Source organism: Ruegeria sp. ABF4_144 (assembly GCF_056160045.1).
Map to the genome: position 1 here is coordinate 301,110 of NZ_JBSWWK010000001.1, position 17,411 is coordinate 318,520.

A 17,411-nucleotide genomic window follows, 5' to 3' on the forward strand; every position below is an offset into this window, starting at 1 on the left:
CCTGTTTAGTGCTGCCCACGGAGTTGCGGCAGCCTGGCGTCGTTGTCTGGATCGATAGACTGAGCGCCGTAGAAGGAGACAGTAGGTCGAAATAGAAAAACGTTAGCCCTTTAGATATGGCATCGGCAACGGCGCGGGGCAAGGGAGGAGTCCGATCCCACAAAAAACAAAAAATCGTCAGAAATCCGCGGCGGATTGCGAATCTGGCTTGCCGGTGGAGGCCTTGCAAGTTCCCAATATTTCGCTGGGGAGCAGAGAAAGCTGGTCTAGCACTTTTACATTTCGCTTTCGATAGGAAACAACAGCCGGATCGCCTTCAGGCATTTGTCGGACAGGGCAATTGGCTTTTACAATATCCGTTGCGCGTATCCGCATCTATCTGATTCTTATGTGGAATCGAGTTTTCACGCAGAGAAAAAAGCTGAAAGCCAGGGTTTCGGCAGCTTGTTGGAAAGCCAGTCCCTCAGGTGTTTTTTCAAGCCAAAACAGGTGATCGATATGATTAACGCCCACCCGGCCAATAGAGTGGGCCTCAAGTCTAAAGGGCGACAGCTTTTGCTACAGATACTCACCAAGCAATGTGGAGCTGCAGCGTGGCTTGGATTCGAACACAAGCCCGTTTTCTGAAAAGCGTTCTCACCAAATCGATACTCTGCCGTTTGGCGTATGCTCTTGTCGGACTGCCAAACAACTGAGCTCGATAGATCCGCTTGCCGAGTTATCCCGCCGCAATTCATTAGGGCCGGATAGGGGTGCGGCGGCCCGGGTGGGTCGCCGCGCCCTCAGCTTAAAATTCGTTGGTGTCGCGTGTTTCGACGGTCCCGATCGGTTTCGACCTAAGAGAGCAACACTTGGTGATTTCAATCGGCGATGGGCAGTTTTTTCACAACGCCGCTGTAATAGGACGAGGCAACGAAACACTCGGGCAACTGGTCGATCACCTCATCAATCGGGTCGTACAACCGGTCGGCGCTGGCTTTGAACTCGTCCGGGATGTCTTTCGGGGTCCGCTCACGTCGTTTGGGCGGTTTGAAGTCCAACCCAGTGAACCGCGAAATGGTCTCCTGATGGTCCCAAAGTGCGTCATAGCGAACGCAGAGGACAGGAACATCCTCGAACGTGGCCCATTCCTTGATCTGCTGTGCCTGCTGCAGCACGTCGTGTTCGAACAGCTCGTCAAACGTGCCGGTAGCGTGCAGGTGATAAAAGTGCTGATCGATCCAGTCCGCGCCATATCTTTCCATTGCGGAATAGACGGAAAACGCCGAATCCTTGGTCGGCCCGAAACAGAAAACGACCCGGGTATTTTCGGGCCACGACGACAGCGGCTGCGGAAAGTCGTGGGTCTTGAAAACGCACGGACTATGAAACTCCGTGTCGCTCAGCCGGGCGACAAAATCCACCCGCTGTGCCGATATCGGATCGATTTCTTTCAACGCATCAGCAAGGGCCAGAAAGGTCAGTGTGCTGCCAGACCGGCCATTGCTGGCTACAATAACGCAGTTTTGTGGGGCGTTTTGTGGAATGCGCTCCAACCGCCGGATAGCTACTCGTTTGCGGACGCTGCGCTTCCACTTGTCGATGCGCTGCTCGATAAAGCTGATCATCGAGCGAACTTTTTGTGCTTAAGACGCTTTGGTTCCAGAGCGTCCGGTCCCAGACGGCGTTTCTTGTCTTCTTCGTAGTCCTCGAAGTTGCCTTCGAACCATTCCACGTGAGCATCACCCTCAAACGCCAGAATATGCGTACAAATCCGGTCAAGGAAGAAGCGATCGTGCGAGATGACCACGGCGCAGCCAGCGAAATCGACCAGAGCGTCTTCCAACGCGCGCAGGGTTTCGACGTCCAGATCGTTGGTCGGTTCGTCGAGCAGCAGGACGTTGCCGCCCTCTTTCAACAAGCGGGCCATGTGGACGCGGTTGCGCTCACCGCCGGATAGCAGCGAGACCTTTTTCTGCTGATCGCCGCCCTTGAAGTTGAAAGACGAGCAATAGGCGCGGGAATTGACCTGTGCGTCGCCCAGCTGGATGATCTCGGCGCCGCCGGTGATCGCCTCCCACACGGTGTCGTTGTCTTTCAGGTCGTCGCGGGACTGGTCGACATAAGACAGTTCGACCGTGTCGCCCAGTGTGATGGTACCGCTGTCGGGCTGTTCCTGACCGGTGAGCATCTTGAACAGGGTCGATTTACCGGCGCCGTTGGGGCCGATGACGCCGACAATGCCGCCGGGGGGCAGGGCGAAGTCCAGCCCTTCGATCAGTTGTTTGTCGCCCATGTGTTTCGACAGGCCCTCGACCTCGATCACCTTGCCGCCAAGGCGCTGGCCGTTGGGGATGACGATCTGGGCGCGGGTCAGCTTTTCGCGTTCGGACTGTTCGGCTAGTTCGTTGTAGGCGTTGATCCGGGCCTTGGATTTGGCCTGACGGGCCTTCTGGCCCTGACGCATCCATTCCAACTCGCGCTGCAGGGTCTTCTGCTTGGACTTGTCTTCGCGCGCTTCCTGCTCCAGCCGTTTGGCTTTTTGTTCCAGCCATGCGGAGTAGTTGCCCTCGTACGGAATGCCTCGGCCGCGGTCGAGTTCGAGAATCCAGCCTGTGATGTCATCCAGGAAGTAACGGTCGTGGGTGACGATCAGGATGGTACCCTTGTAGTCGATCAGGTGCTGTTGCAGCCAGGCGATGGTTTCGGCGTCCAGGTGGTTGGTCGGTTCGTCCAAGAGCAGCATGTCGGGCGCTTCCAGCAGCAGCTTGCACAGCGCCACGCGGCGTTTCTCACCACCCGAGAGGTTGGCGATATTGGCGTCGTCCGGCGGGCAGCGCAGCGCCTCCATCGAAACGTCGATCTGGCTGTCGAGATCCCAGAGGTTTTCGGCGTCAATCGCGTCCTGCAGGGTGGTCATTTCCTCCATCAGTTCGTCCGAGTAATTCTCGGCGATCTCCATGGCGATCTCGTTGAAGCGGTCGACCTTGGCCTTTTTCGCGGCGACGCCCAGCATCACGTTTTCACGGACCGACAGGGATTCATCCAGTTGCGGTTCCTGCGGCAGGTAACCGACCTTGGCGCCTTCGGCGGCCCATGCCTCACCGGTGAAATCGGTATCGAGGCCCGCCATGATCTTCATCAGCGTCGATTTACCCGCGCCGTTGACGCCGACGACACCGATTTTCACGCCGGGCAGAAAGCTCAGGTGAATGTTTTCAAAACACTTCTTGCCACCGGGATAGGTCTTGGAGACACCCTGCATGTGGTAGACATATTGATAGGCGGCCATGTCGCGTCCTCTGGGTCGGGGAAATTGAGTTGGGCGGTGTGATAGCGGATGCGGTTGGTGGGGGCAATGGATATGCTTTAGTGAGCAGACGTTGGAATACAATCACTTTATGGAGCAGGGAAGAGTTGAATGGCGCCGGATATTCTACCGCAGTGCAGGTTGGAAACTTAGGAGGGTATTGTGGACTTAGGCAAAGATGTTTTTGTGCTTGGGCTATTCTTCTTTGGGGTGTTCAGAATGGCAATGTTCTGGTCGAACGTCGTGCGTATGCGTTCCCAAATTTATGGCGAGCCTGTTTCGCCCGCAGATCATATTCGTATTCCTGTGCCTGCTTCGAGGAGCAATAGCAACTCGCAAGATATTGAATTTAGAAAGTACTGGTTCAGCGCTTTCAGAAGGATGTTGCTGGAAGTGGTGATTGCCTGGGGTTTGGTATATTTTTTTCAAAGCGTGCTGGGTTGGTGAATGTACCTGAGCAATTTGATTTCCGGTTGGGCTCAATCGGGCCGCATGACATGGATCGGGCTGCGGCCTGATCGGCGGGCCGGGATAGTCGATGCTGACGAGGTCATGATTACTGAGGCCGGGTTGGACGGGGATCGCGCCCGCGCGGGCAAGCGGGCGGTGACTTTGATCCAGCAAGAGCATCTGGCGGCGATTGGCTCTTTTCTGGGGCAAGGGCCGGTTGCACCCGAAACGCTGCGGCGCAATCTTGTGGTTTCGGAGATCAATCTGGCAGCGCTCAAGGGGCGGGAGGTTCAGGTGGGCGAGGCGATTTTGCGATTAACCGTCATCTGCGCGCCCTGCAGCCGGATGGAGGAGGCGCTGGGCAAAGGCGGCTATTCCGCCGTGCGTGGGCATGGCGGTTGGTGCGCCGAAGTGGTGCAACCCGGTTGGGTCAGGTTGGGTGATCCTGTGCAACCTGTTGATTGACAAGCCGCTTGAGTTCTGAACATCAGCAAGGGATGTTGCGCAGCGCCATTCCATATGCACGGCCGGGGCAGGTCATTGGTCTGTTCGGCGGGTCATTCGATCCACCGCATCAGGGGCATGTGCATGTCACGTTAGAGGCGATGAAAGCCTTCGGGCTGGATCGCGTATGGTGGCTGGTGTCGCCGGGCAATCCATTGAAGGAACGCGGTCCTGCACCGCTGCAGCGGCGGGTCAAAGCGGCGCGGAACGTCATGCATCACCCGTGCGTTGAAGTCACGGATATCGAAAATCTGACCGGAACGCGGGCAACGGCGGATACTTTGGCAGCGCTTCAACGGCTCTACCCTCAGGTGCGGTTTGTCTGGCTGATGGGCGCTGACAATCTGGCGCAGTTCCACCGCTGGAAAGACTGGCGCCAGATTATGGAAAGTGTCCCGGTCGGCGTGGTGGCGCGGCCGGGGGATCGGATCTCGGCCCGGATGTCGCCTGCGGCCCGGCTTTATGCGCGCTATCGCATCGATGGACAGGCGCGGCATCTATTGGGCCGCGCACAGGCCCCGGCATGGTGTTTCGTCAATGTGCCGATGGTCGATGTGAGCTCGACCGAGCTGCGCACGCGCGGTGAGTGGGACGGCGGGGTGTTGCCTGAATAGCCAAGATGCGCGCATAATCACATTCAGTGGTTGTTTGCCTGTGATCTCTGGGATTTTATTTGACCCATGGTTGATCTTCTTTCACGTCGTTTGTTTCTTGCCGGGTTGGGGACCTCGATTTTAGCGGGTCCAGCTCTGGCTGATGCCCCGGTGCAATCGTTGCGGCCTCAGTTGCGGGGGGAATTGCCCACCGGAGCTGAGCGGTTGATTCAATCCGCAGGGCTGAGAGGTGAGGTCGCCTTTGCTGTCGCTGATGTGGAAACAGGGACGCAGCTGGAAGAGTTTGGCGGTGATCAGGGCCTGCCCCCCGCCAGCGTCGCCAAGGCGTTAACGGCGCTTTACGCGCTGGACGTTCTGGGGGGCGACTACCGGTTCGAAACCAAATTGATCGCCGATGGCCCGATTGAAAACGGCGTGCTGCAGGGAGACCTGATCCTTGTGGGGGGCGGAGATCCCCTGTTGGATACTGACGATCTGGCGGCAATGGCGGCTAATCTGCGCGAGGCCGGGATTGTCGAAGTGCGCGGGGCATTCAAGGTTTATGACGGGGCGCTCCCATATGTCTTTAGCATCGATCCTGGACAGCCGGATCACCTGGGATACAGCCCCTCGGTCAGCGGCATTGCCCTGAATTTCAACCGTGTCCATTTTGAGTGGAAGCGGGGCGGTACTGGTTACGATGTGACCATGGACGCCCGCACAGCCCGGTACAGGCCGTCCGTGGATATGGCGTCGATGCGGGTCGAAAAGCGCAGCCTGCCGATCTACACCTATCAGCCTAGCGCCCGACAGGACCGTTGGACCGTTGCCCAAGGTGCGCTGGGTAATGGCGGCGCGCGATGGTTGCCAGTACGCAAGCCTGCTCTTTATGCCGGGGACGTGTTCCGCACGCTTGCCCGGGTAAACGGCATTGTTCTGGGCCGTGTGCAGATCACACGCGAAGTCCCGCGAGGCACCGTTCTGGCAGTGCATCAAAGCGACCCGCTTGCGAGTATCCTGCAGGGAATGCTGAAATACTCGACCAATATCACAGCCGAAATGGTTGGATTGGCGGCTTCGAAAGCGCGAGGCGCTGAGTTGCAGAGTCTGGCTGACTCAGCCGATGAGATGAACCGCTGGGCTGCTGAAGCCTACGGAGTACGTGGCATCGCGATGGTGGATCATTCGGGGCTTGGCGATGCGTCGCGCGTTGCGCCTGCTGATCTGGTTACAGCTTTGGTCACGGCGCATAAGGACGGGGCACTTCAGCCGCTGCTCAAGAAATTCAAGCTGTTGGACAGCCAAGGGCGGCCGGTCAAGGATCATCCGATCAGGGTGGACGCCAAGACCGGGACGCTGAATTTCGTGTCGGGGCTGGGCGGGTTCATCACCGCACCGGATGGATCAGAGCTGGCCTTTGCCATTTTCACAGCCGATGTTGACCACCGCGCGACCATCCCGCGCGCCCTGCGCGAACGCCCTGACGGCGCGCGCAGCTGGAACAACAGGTCACGCAAGTTGCAGCGCGCGCTGATCGAACGTTGGGGGATGTTGGCGGGCAGCTGAGGTCAGGTGGTGTGGCGTGCCCGTGCGCCGCGCTCGATTGCGGCGGCGTGCAGACGGTCGATATTCAGCTCGTAGCGGATTTCTTCTAGCAGTCGCAGCTCAGTCTCGGCAAGCGATCCGTCCGCAGCTGCCACGTCACAGGCCAGAGCATAGGCTGTTTCGTGCAAGCGCTCGGGCAGGTTCTCGCGGATCAGGCCGAAAAGGGCGTCCAGCCCGTCTTCCTGTTCGAATAAGTCAAACACAGTTTGCGACACCCGGCGGGTGCGGTCGATGTCATATTCGGCAAAAACCGGCAGCATGTTGACCGCGCCTTCGATCTTGACCAACTCGGCGGTGCGGATGGTCTCGTCCGAGGCAGAGACCGCAACCATGATCGCGACAAGGCAATCCTGTGGGGACATTGGGTGGGGTACTTGTTCGGTCATGGTGTCGTCCTGATTGGGCTTCTGCGCCCGCACGATAGGAGGGCTGGCGGGCAGGTTCAACGGATTTTGCCGGATTGGGTCACAGAATGGGCAACGGCCCTCGTGTTTTGGTCTGTCGCAGAACGAAATTGCTGCGGGTGTCACGAACCAAACCGGACTTCAGCAGCCGCTGCATTATGAAATGCTCAAGGTCTTCGGGCGTTTTTGCGTAGACTTTCAGGATGAAGTCGTGATCCCCGGTGATTGAGGCGCATTCAACGATCTGCGGTTCGGTCTCGACCAGGCGCAGAAATGCGGTGATGCTATCCTCTTGATGGTCGCGCAGGGCGACGTGGACATAGGCGATGGCGTTCAACCCCACGGACTTGGCCCGCACCTGCGCGATATAGCCTGACACAACGCCGGACGCCTCAAGATCGCGCACGCGCCGCCAGCATTGTGAGGCCGACAGTCCGGTGCGGTCGGCAAGCTCCTGCATCGACAGGCGCCCATCGGTCTGCAGCTGCTGAAGGATGGCAATGTCGGCGGGTTGAAGCGGTTGTTTCATAAATGATGCCTTGGCGATATATATTTACCAAAATAACGACAAAACCATCATCTACCAAACCAAATTCATCAGTTTGCCCGGCTATACTTTCCTCAAGGAGGAAAAAGTAATGCCAAAATCGACCAAGTACGTTGCCAAGGTGGCCGACGCGCGCGGCCATATCGCCTATTCGGCCGAGGAAGACGCGGTTTGGGCCGATCTCTATGCCGCCCAAGAGAAGAACGTGCAGCGCTACATGGCCCGCGATTACCTAGCGGGGCTGGAGCGGCTTGAGCTGCCGAAAACCCGCGTGCCATCCTGCGCCGATATCTCAGAGCGCCTGATGGACATGACTGGGTGGCGGGTGCAGCCGGTGCCTGCGCTGATCGGGTTCAAGACCTTCTTTGGCATGCTGGCAGACCAGGTCTTTCCCGCCGCGTCCTTCATCCGGTCGCGCGAGGATTTCGATTACATCGAAGAGCCCGACATCTTTCATGAGATTTTCGGCCACACGCCCTTGCTGAGCGACCCGCGCTTTGCGGCCTTTAGCCATGCCATAGGCAAAGCCGGGGTGCAGGCGGGCGACAAGGACTATTCCTGGCTGATCCGCCTCTATTGGTTCTCGATCGAGTTCGGGCTGCGCCAGCAGGATGGAGAGATCAAGGCGATGGGATCGGGGCTTGCGTCTTCGCCGACCGAATTGGTCTATTCCGTGGAAAGCGATATTCCTGATCGTGATCCGTTTGATGTCCTGACGATCTTGCGTACGCCGTACCGGATCGACATGCACCAGATGGGCTATTTCGTGCTAAACTCGCCTGAGGAACTGTTTGCAGCCGCCAATCGAGATCTGCTGGCGGATGTTAGACAGGCACAGTCCCTTGGATTGCTGCCGAACAAGTTCCCGGAAAAAGCGACCGCAGCGGAGTGAACGGATCATGACCACATCAGGACAAACCTGCAGCCTTTCGGACCGAACCTGCGTGCCCTGTTCCGGCGGTGTGCCAGCGTTGACCCGCGACGAGGCCAATACCCACATGGCCGAACTGTCGTCCAACTGGAAGCTGGACGCCGAGGCGAAAGAACTCAACCGTCATTACAAATTCAAAGGGTTCGCTAAGGCGACCTACCTGGCCAACCTCTGCGCCTGGCTGGCGGATCAGCAAGGGCATCACCCGGATGTCAGTTTTGGCTGGGGCTATGTTGACGTCAGACTGACCACCCACGAAATTGGCGGGCTTAGCGAGAATGACTTCATCTGGGCGGCTAAACTGGACCAGTTAACCACGTAAATCGGCCTTCCCATCAGGAAAAACCCCGCAGTTTATTGACTCATGCTGCACCGGCACAATAGGAGGGGCCGGTCGGTTGCAAAGGGCGACTGGCGCTGTTTTTCCCGATGGAGCAAATCTGATGTCTGAACTGCGTGAAACCGCGATGTCGTCCAAGGCCTGGCCTTTCGAAGAGGCGCGCCGGTTGCTCAAACGCTATCAGAAAGCGGCTCCGGAAAAGGGATACGTGCTGTTCGAAACCGGCTACGGCCCCTCGGGCCTGCCGCATATCGGCACCTTTGGTGAGGTCGCGCGGACCACGATGGTCAAGCGCGCGTTCGAGGCGTTGTCAGATATCCCAACCAAGCTGATCTGTTTCTCGGACGATCTGGATGGGATGCGCAAGGTACCAACGAACGTACCGAATCCAGAGATTCTAGAACAGCATCTGCAACGTCCACTGACCTCGGTGCCAGACCCGTTTGGCGAATACGACAGCTTTGGCGAGCATAACAACGCGATGCTACGGCGTTTTCTGGACACCTTTGGGTTCGAGTATGAATTCTACTCCGCCAAGGAGTTCTACGAATCCGGGCAATTCGACGAAATCCTCAAGCGCGCGGTTGAGCGGTATGACGAGATCATGGCGATTATGCTCAAAAGCCTGCGCGAAGAGCGGCAGCAAACCTATTCCATCTTCCTGCCTTTGCATCCCGAGAGCGGGCGGGTGATGTATGTGCCGATGAAAAAGGTATGTGCCGAGACCTACACCGTTACTTTTGACGATGAAACGGGCAAGGAATGGACTGTTCCTGTCACTGGCGGCCATGTGAAGCTGCAGTGGAAGCCGGATTTTGGCGCGCGCTGGGCCGCGCTGGGCGTTGATTTCGAGATGTACGGCAAGGAACACGCGACGAACGAAAAGATCTATGACGCGATCTGCCGTGCGCTGGGTGGTCGTGCGCCCGAGCATTTCTCGTATGAGCTGTTTCTGGATGAGAACGGTCAGAAGATTTCCAAATCGTCCGGCAATGGTGTGTCGATCGATGAATGGCTGACCTATGCGCCGACCGAGTCGCTGGCCTATTTCATGTATCAGAAGCCCAAGACCGCCAAGCGGATGCATTTCGATGTGATCCCCAAGGCCTACGATGAGTATCACCAGCAGCTGCGCGCCTACCCGGGGCAGGACCTGAAGGCTCAGTTGAACAACCCGGTTTGGCACATCCACGGCGGCAACGTTCCGGAGTCCACTCTGATGGTGCCGTTTGCGATGCTGCTGAACCTCGCCTCGGTTTCCGGAGCCGAGGACAAAGAAGCGCTGTGGGGTTTTATCCGCCGTTATGCGCCTGAGGCGACTGCGGAAAGCCATCCCGATCTGGATCAGGCGGCTGGTTTTGCTGTGCGTTACTTCAACGATTTCGTCAAACCGACTCGCAAACATCGTGCGCCGACCGATCAGGAACGCGAGGCGCTGGAGGCGCTGAAAGCTGCGCTTGAGGCTTACGACGGACCGGCTGAGGACGAGGCGCTGCAATCGGTGGTCTACTCCATCGGGCGCGAGCGTTTCGATCCGATGCGCGGCTGGTTCACTGCGCTGTACGAAGTATTGCTGGGGGCCTCGCAAGGCCCGCGTTTTGGTGGCTTCATTGCACTTTATGGAGTGCCTGAAACCATCGCGCTGATCGACAAGGCGTTGGCCGGAGAACTGGCCTGATTTGACCTGATATCGCGGGGGGCTATCCTTTCAACAGGAGGTGGCCCCATGCGTCGTTTACTTTTTGCAGTGTTTCTAAGCGTCGGTCTGGCCTCGGGCGCATTCGCCCAGAGTGATGAGATCGAGGCCAATATCGCGGCGCAAATACAAGCGTTCAAGGCGGACGACTTTGACACCGCGTTCACCTTTGCCAGCCCCAACATTCAACGCCTATTTCAAACACCCGAGAATTTCGGGGTGATGGTCAAACGCGGCTATCCGATGGTCTGGCGCCCGGCTGATGTGCGGTTTCTGGAACTGCGCGAAGTGGCTGGTTCTTTGTGGCAGAAGGTCATGATCACCGACGGCACGGGTCGGGTGCATATTCTGGACTACCAGATGGTGCAGATGGGCAATGACTGGAAGATCAATGGTGTCCAGCTGCTGGGCAATGCTGATCCGGCGGCCTGACGCAACACCACCGTTACGGTGATATGAGCGGCGATTAATTCCTTTTCGGTACTCAGGCTTTTGCGTTCGGGGCGGTGGCTCTGAGCACTTGGTTTATGCGCGCTAAAGCGGCGCGACTGGGAAAGGGATTTCTATGAACAAGGCAATCACTGACGGCATGGTGTTCATGCCGCCTGCTTTCGCAAACGGTCTGAACGTGTGGTCCAGCGGCAACGGGACGCCGGGTTCGCCTACATATGACGGATCGGGCACGGGTGCCTATGTTCCGGCCGACGCGGATTTTGGCGGCTGCCTTGAGATTCTGAAAGTCAGCGCCACGCAGCGCCTGCGCTATATGGGTCAGACGCCGTTGCTGCCGGGGTGCTATCTGCAGATCAAGGCGCGGGTAAAGGCCATCAGCGGCCCGCTGCCCACGGTCCGTATTGCCGGTTGGGCAGGTGGTGCCGGGGACGTGCAGGTCACCGGTGTGACCGAGCAGGGCCCGGCGACGCAGTTGTCGGGTTATGGCGCAGTGCACGAGATCACCGCTATTGTTGGAACCGGCCAGCGCCCCGGCGTGGACATGCCTTGGGGTGTGCAGGCGCTGTACGGGCATTTTGGGCTGGATATCGATGGAGCAAACGGGGCTGTCATCCGGGTCGACGATATCGAAATCACCGATGTAACCAGCGTGTTCCTGCGCAACCTGATCAGCCTTGTCGATGTGCGCGATTTCGGTGCCATTGGTGACGGTGTGGCGGATGACTCGGCGGCTTTTGAGGCAGCGGATCAGGCCGCGAACGGGCGCACGGTTTTCGTGCCCGAAGGTACCTATCTGCTGGCGCAGAACACATCGATGGCATCTGAGATTGATTTTGAAGGTACGGTCACGATGCCCGACGACAAGATGCTGTTGTTGACCAAAAACTTCAACCTGCCGACCTACATAAACGCTTTTGACAACGAAACGCGGGCATTCAAAAAGGCGTTTCAGGCATTGCTGAACAACTCGGACCACGAATCGCTTGATTTGGGGGGGCGCAAGATTTCGGTCAGCGAACCCATCGACATGGCCGCTGCGGTGCCGAACCGGCAAAGCGGATTCTCGACACGCCGCGTGATCCGCAATGGTCAGTTCGATGTACAGAATAGCGCGGCCTGGGATACCGAGACTTTCACCTCGGTCGCGACTTACAACCCAAACGATCCTAAGCGGCTGGTGAATGTGGCCAACATCGCCAATATTCCTGTCGGCGCGCTGGTGCAGGGCAGCGGGGTTGGGCGCGAGATCTATGTCCGCTCTAAAAACGTTGGCGCGGGTGAGATCACGCTGAACGCGCCGCTCTATGATGCGGCCGGTACGCAGACCTTCACCTTTCAGGCTTTCAAATACCTGTTGGATTTCAGCGGTTTCAGCACATTGCGCAAGTTCGGGATGGAGGAGATCGAGTTCCAGTGTAACGGGCGAAGCAGCGGGATCCGTCTGGCCCCCTCGGGTAGTACATTCGCGGTGGCCAACTGTTTTATCAGCCGTCCCAAAGATCGGGGCATCACCTCGATCGGAACGGGGTGTCAGGGCATGCTGATCGACAACTGTCAGTTTCTGTCCACTGAAGAATCCTTCAACGTGCAGGATCGAAAGTCGATCGCACTGAACTCTACCGCCAATGACGTCAAACTGCGCCACAACCGGGCGGTGCGGTTCCGGCACTTTGCAGTTCTGGGTGGCACTAACAATATGATCCTGGGCAATCACTTTTTCCAGGGCGACAGCATCCCGCAAGGTGTGCGCAGCGCCGGTCTGGTCATGATCGGCACGTATAACAGCTCGACCATTTCCGGGAACTATGTCGATAACTGCTCGATCCAGTGGACCAACGAACGGGATGCCTATCCTGTTTACACCGCGGGGTATTCTTTCAGTTCGATGGCCATCACCGACAACATCTTCTACTCCAGCGAGGTCGCACCCTGGTTCACCTATCTTGTCATTCGGCCCTATGGTGCAGGGCACTTCCTGAATGGTGTTGTCGTGACCGGGAACAAGTTCCGCTCGTCAAGCGGCAGTATCACCCGGGTTGAGCGGGTGGACACCACTTATGCCGATCTGAACAAGTATGCGCATCGGAATGTGATTTTCGAGAATAACACATTCCACGGGGTCGATCAGAAAGTATCGAACCCTGTGCGGATCCGACATGCGCAAGGTTCTGCGTCCCAGGCCTGGACCGTGCAAACGTCGGCACAGTTGCCGTTCGGAGGTCTTGCGCGCAGCTGTGATGCGGTCACGGTTCTGGGGCCTCTGAGAACAGTGTTCGGGTCGCTGTCCTTTGCCAACCCGTACGTTGAGCTGGAGCAGGGTGCATCGAATGACGCAATCAACCTGCGCTGGCCCGAAGCATTGAGCGGCGAGGTGTCCGCGACCGTGCGAATGGAGCGCTGAAACCACGGTTGGCCGCCCATTCACGGGGCGGCCAACCCGCCGGCTTCAGAACTCACTCCAGATCGCAAGCTTCAGCCCCGTGTCACTGCGTGCATCATTGCGTTCAAGGCCAAGTACCCAGGTGGTTGAACTCTTCTTCGTTCGGATCATGACCGAAGGCCGGGCTCTCCAAAACAGAGAATGGTCGGAGGTATAGGTTGTTTCGAGTTGTATCAGTGGGTTCAGCAGCCGATCGCCGGACAACCCTGCGGTGATGTCCAGCTTGCGATACAGGGTATCATGCGTGCGCAGCTCCAAGGCGGTATCAACGGCCACCCAACCGTTCCCCCAGCCTGTCCGGAACCCTTTGCCATAAGAGAGGGTCAACTTGTACATCGCCCAGGCGTCCCGGTAACGGTGATGGGCGCCCGCCCCAAGCTCGACCGCAAAACGCCCCCATTTGTCGAAATCCGCGACCGGAAGCCGGGCAAATACTAGCGCGTGGCCGTAAAGGTCGCGGTTTTCCTCTATATCCAGTCCAATTGTCAGCTTCGGTCGGTATCCGTACTCCGCGTACAGACCAGTTTTGTAGTCGTATCTACCGTTAGGGTCCTTGAAGGCGGTGACCGAAGCTGCGGTGAATGCTGCCCCCTTTTCCCGCAGCCACGCGCCAGACCATGCCGGAGGGGCGGCAAGCAGCAGGGACAAAAGAAGGACGATCCGGCACATGCGCGCAGAATCCGTCAGCATGGTTAACGGATGGTTAGTAATTCGTTCATTTTTTGAGAACCGACAACGAGGCAACGCCTGCAAAGGAAACACGAGACCTTTGCATTTCCTGTGTTAAGCTTGTGAAACGATAAGGAGAATCCAGATGCCGAAGATTTCCAAGAGCGCGAGCGTCCAGACAGTTATCACCACCTTTGAAATGACCCCGGGCACCTGTCAGGATCTGCTGGAGGCGCTGACCGACGCCTATGCCGAGTTCATCTCGAAACAGCCGGGTTTTGTATCGGCGGGGCTGCATGTGAATGATGCCCAGACGCGGATTGCCAACTATTCCCAGTGGGAACGCCGCGAGGATTTTCTGGCCATGCTGCGCACTCCGGAAATGCGCGACCGCAACCGCCAGATCAATGAGTTGTGCAAAAGCTTTGAGCCGGTGATGTACGACGTAGCTGAAACTTTTGGCAGTTCCTGATATGGATCAAAGCCTTAACGCCGGACCCCGCACAAAGTAGGCGCAGGAAAACGGAGGTGCGCGTCATGTATCATAACATTCTTGTTCCCATATCTTTCGATGCCGAACGGGATATTTCCGGCCCACTGAAACTGGCTGAGATTCTGTCGACGCCGGACGCTCAGGTGACTTTGCTGCATGTAGTCGAGCATATCCCGAACTATGCAATCTCTTACATGCCGCCCGAATACCTGACCGAAGCCCGCAAGGCGATTCAAACCGAGCTGGACGAGTTGGCGGAAAAATTGTCCAATGCCAAGGGGGTGGTGATCGAAGGACATTCAGGGCGCACAATTCTGGATTGGGCGGAGGCAAATAAGCCGGACCTGATCATCATGGCTTCGCATCGGCCGGGTATGCAGGATCTTCTGTTGGGCTCAACCGCGAACCATGTGGTTCGCCACGCTGCCTGCGCGGTTCACGTGGTGCGTTGATCGGGCTCAAGATCGACCGGGGCAAGGCGCCAGGCCTTGCCAAATCCGCCATTTAGCATGGCCTCTGAGGTCTTGAACCGCACAAAGCCGAAATCGGTGAAGTCGACATAAAGCTTCGCCTTGGGGCGCCGAGCCAGATACCGCGCGCGCAGGTGGCTGTGATCCGCGCTGTCTTGCGCGACGAAACTGGCCTCTGCGTGCAGGGTCAAACGTGGATGGGTCAAGGGATCACCGGTCTCTCCCGGCTCTCCGATTAGCAAGGCGCAGGCTGGATTGGCGTGCAACGCTCGCGTGTGATCCGCCAAGGTCGAGATCAGGGTGATCAGCCCGCCAACCTCATCCGTTGCCAGCGCGATACGCGAAACTGAAGGCACTGCTTTGTCCGGCTGCAAAGTGGCAAGGGCACCATAGGTGGCACTCGCAATCAGGTCGCGGGCCAAAGTGCGTGCCGTGTCATCAACTGGTCGAAAGGGGCTGGCTTCAGTCATGGCATAAGTGTCTCAAAGTATCAGCAACGGCGCAAACATAGCCGCTTCACCCGCCCGGTGCGAGGCCTTGTTGCCGGTTGTGTTCGAGCCTCGGTTTCGCCACAAATCCGGGTTAGGAGACGGATATGCCAGTCAACAAGCCCAAGTCCGAAACGGAACCGGTTAACCCCAAGATATCGAGGCGTCAGAAGCGCGCGGACGCCTTACGCAAACGCGCGTTGTCTCCGGTTCGGATTCTGCTCATGGTTCTCATGCTGCCTTTGACGGTCCTGAGCATAGTCGTGGCCGTCTTCCTGCGCACATCCGGTTATGAACGCGAAGAAGCCCTGATCCATTTGATTGCTCTGGCAGGGTGTGAGGCGGTTGAAAATGTTGTGCCGGGGCCCTTTCTAGCTGGCGGGCCGGGATATCACCTGCGCAATGATCCTGATGGCGATGGTGTTGCCTGTGACACTGTCGCGCCTAACCCCGTTCCCGGTGCGGTCCCGCAACAGACCGGCACGCGGCCATCACGAACTGTCGGAACCGCCAAGTTCGTGCGGCCCTGATTGGCCCTTACGCGGGTTCTGCGTTTTTCACCGATGCCGTGTTATACTGTGCTGGACGTGCCGCTTTGGGCCGTCTTTGGGGGATTTCGCCCTGAAAGGGAGGAAAGAAATGTTTGCACGTATTACTCAGTTCAAAATGAAGCCCGGCATGCGGGATGCCGCCGAGGCGAAAATGAATGAGCTTAAGGATCAGATTATGGGCATGAACGGGATGCACAGTTTTACCAATGCCATGAACGAGGACGGTACTGGCTACGTCGTTGCGGTTGTCGAAAGCGAGGAGGCATCGAACGCGAACGCGCCCAAAGTGGCAGAGTTGTGGGGAAATTTCGCAGAATTCCTTGAAGGCCCGCCGTCCCCTGCCGGGTTTGACGTGGTCGTCCACTGGGATAAAGCCCTTTAAACGCTTGCATATTTCCGGTTGATCGCCGAGATTCGGGCGATGACCCGCGATGACTTCAACGCCTTTTGTGCCGGCCTCAAAGCCACCAGCCATGTGATTCAATGGGGTAGTGCAGATGTGTGGAAAGTAGGCGGAAAGGTCTTTGCGATCTGCGGTTGGAATGATGGCAAAGACGCGTTTACCTTCAAGGCCACCGATCTGGCGTTTGAAGTCCTCAGCGATGAACCCGGCATCCGCCCAGCGCCCTATCTGGCCTCGCGGGGGATGAAATGGCTGCAGGTCTATGAGGAACGCGGCATGTCCGACGCATCCCTGCGCGAACATATCGTGACATCCTATGATCTGGTCGTGGCCAAGCTGACCAAGAAATTGCGGGCCGAGCTGGGGGTTTAACCCTTCATCGCCTGCAGCAACTCCAGCAGACGTTTGCGGTCATCGTCATCGGCGTAGTCCCCGGTGGCCAGACGCTGGGCGATGTTCAGGCGCAGGCGCTCATGCTGGGTGCGCACCTCTTCGCCTGCGGTTTCGGCCAGCGTTTTCATGATCACTGCCACCGCCTGCTGCCGTTTGGTGGTAGGGTTTGCGATGTAATCGACAAGGCTTTGCTGACCGGAGTCGAGGATGTTTTCGGCCAGATGACGCAGTTGCTCACCATTGGGAAGCAACGGAGCAGGGGCATCCTCGGGCGGTAGGATTTCCGGCACGCTGCGCGGGGTCTCGGCCAGAGCATTTGCGCCGTCCACAAAGGCCTCGGTGATCATCCGGGTGATCTTGATTGCGCGCGGGTCCTTGAACAGGGCCGAGGCGATGGCTACGCCGTAATCCGTATAGACCCACGGATTGACCCGCCGCCCGCCTCGGCCCTTGGGTTTTGAGATCACATTCTGTGATTGCAAATCGGCGACCTCGGCATCGGACAGCTGAAAGCGGTAGCCCTCGAACAGGTCCTTGTTGCGCGAGACGGCCTGATTGAAGGCGCTGACGGATTTTCCATAGAATTGCGCCAGATCCTCGGCCAGCACAACACGCGCGCCGCGCACCCGGTGAATGGCGCTTTGGACTTCATGCGTGCTGGGCAGGTTCTGGGTGTTTGTCATCGTAACCGT

Annotated in this window: 22 protein-coding genes; 15 read left to right on the forward strand and 7 right to left on the reverse strand. The window is 57.8% G+C overall.

From position 1 onward, the window contains the following. The first annotated feature begins 324 nt into the window (after window positions 1-324). Window positions 325-627 (forward strand): hypothetical protein, encoded by a 303-nt coding sequence (locus ACXAGD_RS01525; protein WP_475208077.1) that lies wholly within the window; start codon window positions 325-327, stop codon window positions 625-627. A 233-nt stretch (window positions 628-860) separates the two neighbouring features. On the opposite strand, the gene ACXAGD_RS01530 is transcribed toward ACXAGD_RS01525, so the two are convergent. Together ACXAGD_RS01530 and ettA are read right to left on the reverse strand one after the other, a co-directional pair. Beyond that, the gene (locus ACXAGD_RS01530) at window positions 861-1,607 is read right to left on the reverse strand and encodes a hypothetical protein (protein ID WP_475208078.1); all 747 of its coding nucleotides are present in this window, start codon (window positions 1,605-1,607) and stop codon (window positions 861-863) included. After that, window positions 1,604-3,271 (reverse strand): energy-dependent translational throttle protein EttA, encoded by a 1,668-nt coding sequence (gene ettA, locus ACXAGD_RS01535; protein ID WP_170327107.1) that lies wholly within the window; start codon window positions 3,269-3,271, stop codon window positions 1,604-1,606. The genes ACXAGD_RS01530 and ettA overlap by 4 nt, the downstream gene beginning before the upstream one ends. Before the next feature lie 180 nt (window positions 3,272-3,451). Here ettA and ACXAGD_RS01540 point away from each other — a divergent pair, with 180 nt between their 5' ends. The 4 genes from ACXAGD_RS01540 (at window position 3,452) to dacB (ending at window position 6,402) form a co-directional block, all read left to right on the forward strand. Next, window positions 3,452-3,736 (forward strand): hypothetical protein, encoded by a 285-nt coding sequence (locus ACXAGD_RS01540; RefSeq protein ID WP_475208079.1) that lies wholly within the window; start codon window positions 3,452-3,454, stop codon window positions 3,734-3,736. After that, window positions 3,737-4,204: an MOSC domain-containing protein gene (locus ACXAGD_RS01545; RefSeq protein ID WP_475208080.1), complete on the forward strand. Its 468-nt coding sequence runs from the start codon at window positions 3,737-3,739 to the stop codon at window positions 4,202-4,204. A 32-nt stretch (window positions 4,205-4,236) separates the two neighbouring features. Next, window positions 4,237-4,857, forward strand: a complete 621-nt coding sequence (locus ACXAGD_RS01550; RefSeq protein WP_475208081.1) for a nicotinate-nucleotide adenylyltransferase — start codon at window positions 4,237-4,239, stop codon at window positions 4,855-4,857. Between the two features lie 66 nt (window positions 4,858-4,923). Further along, entirely contained in the window at window positions 4,924-6,402 is a 1,479-nt protein-coding gene (gene dacB, locus ACXAGD_RS01555) for a D-alanyl-D-alanine carboxypeptidase/D-alanyl-D-alanine endopeptidase (RefSeq protein WP_475208082.1), read from the forward strand. A gap of 2 nt (window positions 6,403-6,404) precedes the next feature. Here dacB and ACXAGD_RS01560 read toward each other — a convergent pair whose 3' ends face one another. Continuing rightward, a complete protein-coding gene (locus ACXAGD_RS01560; protein ID WP_475212459.1) occupies window positions 6,405-6,827 on the reverse strand; it encodes a tellurite resistance TerB family protein in 423 nt (140 codons plus the stop codon). 79 nt (window positions 6,828-6,906) lie between these two features. Further along, a complete protein-coding gene (locus ACXAGD_RS01565) occupies window positions 6,907-7,374 on the reverse strand; it encodes an Lrp/AsnC family transcriptional regulator (protein WP_475208083.1) in 468 nt (155 codons plus the stop codon). A gap of 109 nt (window positions 7,375-7,483) precedes the next feature. Between ACXAGD_RS01565 and phhA the strand changes: the two genes are divergently transcribed. From phhA to ACXAGD_RS01590, 5 genes are all read left to right on the forward strand, one after another. Beyond that, entirely contained in the window at window positions 7,484-8,284 is an 801-nt protein-coding gene (phhA, locus tag ACXAGD_RS01570) for a phenylalanine 4-monooxygenase (protein ID WP_475208085.1), read from the forward strand. A gap of 7 nt (window positions 8,285-8,291) precedes the next feature. Further along, on the forward strand, window positions 8,292-8,645 hold the full coding sequence (locus tag ACXAGD_RS01575; protein ID WP_475208086.1) for a 4a-hydroxytetrahydrobiopterin dehydratase: 354 nt from the start codon (window positions 8,292-8,294) through the stop codon (window positions 8,643-8,645). Window positions 8,646-8,766: 121 nt separating this feature from the next. Beyond that, window positions 8,767-10,341 (forward strand): lysine--tRNA ligase, encoded by a 1,575-nt coding sequence (locus ACXAGD_RS01580; RefSeq protein ID WP_475208087.1) that lies wholly within the window; start codon window positions 8,767-8,769, stop codon window positions 10,339-10,341. 48 nt (window positions 10,342-10,389) lie between these two features. Then, entirely contained in the window at window positions 10,390-10,791 is a 402-nt protein-coding gene (locus tag ACXAGD_RS01585; protein WP_475208089.1) for a DUF4864 domain-containing protein, read from the forward strand. 133 nt (window positions 10,792-10,924) lie between these two features. After that, window positions 10,925-13,213 carry a glycosyl hydrolase family 28-related protein gene (locus ACXAGD_RS01590; protein WP_475208090.1) on the forward strand — a complete coding sequence of 763 codons (2,289 nt, stop codon included), beginning with the start codon at window positions 10,925-10,927 and terminating at the stop codon, window positions 13,211-13,213. Between the two features lie 45 nt (window positions 13,214-13,258). Here ACXAGD_RS01590 and ACXAGD_RS01595 read toward each other — a convergent pair whose 3' ends face one another. After that, window positions 13,259-13,942, reverse strand: coding sequence for a hypothetical protein (locus tag ACXAGD_RS01595; RefSeq protein ID WP_475208091.1), 684 nt, complete (start codon window positions 13,940-13,942; stop codon window positions 13,259-13,261). A 124-nt stretch (window positions 13,943-14,066) separates the two neighbouring features. Between ACXAGD_RS01595 and ACXAGD_RS01600 the strand changes: the two genes are divergently transcribed. Next, window positions 14,067-14,393 (forward strand): antibiotic biosynthesis monooxygenase family protein, encoded by a 327-nt coding sequence (locus ACXAGD_RS01600; protein ID WP_475208092.1) that lies wholly within the window; start codon window positions 14,067-14,069, stop codon window positions 14,391-14,393. A 65-nt stretch (window positions 14,394-14,458) separates the two neighbouring features. After that, complete coding sequence (locus tag ACXAGD_RS01605; protein WP_475208094.1) at window positions 14,459-14,866, forward strand: universal stress protein; 408 nt, start codon at window positions 14,459-14,461, stop codon at window positions 14,864-14,866. On the opposite strand, the gene ACXAGD_RS01610 is transcribed toward ACXAGD_RS01605, so the two are convergent. Beyond that, window positions 14,851-15,354, reverse strand: a complete 504-nt coding sequence (locus ACXAGD_RS01610) for a HugZ family pyridoxamine 5'-phosphate oxidase (RefSeq protein WP_475208095.1) — start codon at window positions 15,352-15,354, stop codon at window positions 14,851-14,853. The two genes, ACXAGD_RS01605 and ACXAGD_RS01610, sit on opposite strands and share 16 nt — an antisense overlap. Before the next feature lie 125 nt (window positions 15,355-15,479). Here ACXAGD_RS01610 and ACXAGD_RS01615 point away from each other — a divergent pair, with 125 nt between their 5' ends. The 3 genes from ACXAGD_RS01615 (at window position 15,480) to ACXAGD_RS01625 (ending at window position 16,698) form a co-directional block, all read left to right on the forward strand. Continuing rightward, window positions 15,480-15,902, forward strand: coding sequence for an excalibur calcium-binding domain-containing protein (locus ACXAGD_RS01615; protein ID WP_475208097.1), 423 nt, complete (start codon window positions 15,480-15,482; stop codon window positions 15,900-15,902). 109 nt (window positions 15,903-16,011) lie between these two features. After that, entirely contained in the window at window positions 16,012-16,305 is a 294-nt protein-coding gene (locus ACXAGD_RS01620) for an antibiotic biosynthesis monooxygenase family protein (RefSeq protein WP_475208098.1), read from the forward strand. 39 nt (window positions 16,306-16,344) lie between these two features. Further along, entirely contained in the window at window positions 16,345-16,698 is a 354-nt protein-coding gene (locus tag ACXAGD_RS01625; protein WP_475212461.1) for an MmcQ/YjbR family DNA-binding protein, read from the forward strand. Here ACXAGD_RS01625 and ACXAGD_RS01630 read toward each other — a convergent pair. After that, window positions 16,695-17,402 (reverse strand): ORF6N domain-containing protein, encoded by a 708-nt coding sequence (locus ACXAGD_RS01630; protein WP_475208099.1) that lies wholly within the window; start codon window positions 17,400-17,402, stop codon window positions 16,695-16,697. The two genes, ACXAGD_RS01625 and ACXAGD_RS01630, sit on opposite strands and share 4 nt — an antisense overlap. Between the last annotated feature and the right edge of the window lie 9 nt (window positions 17,403-17,411).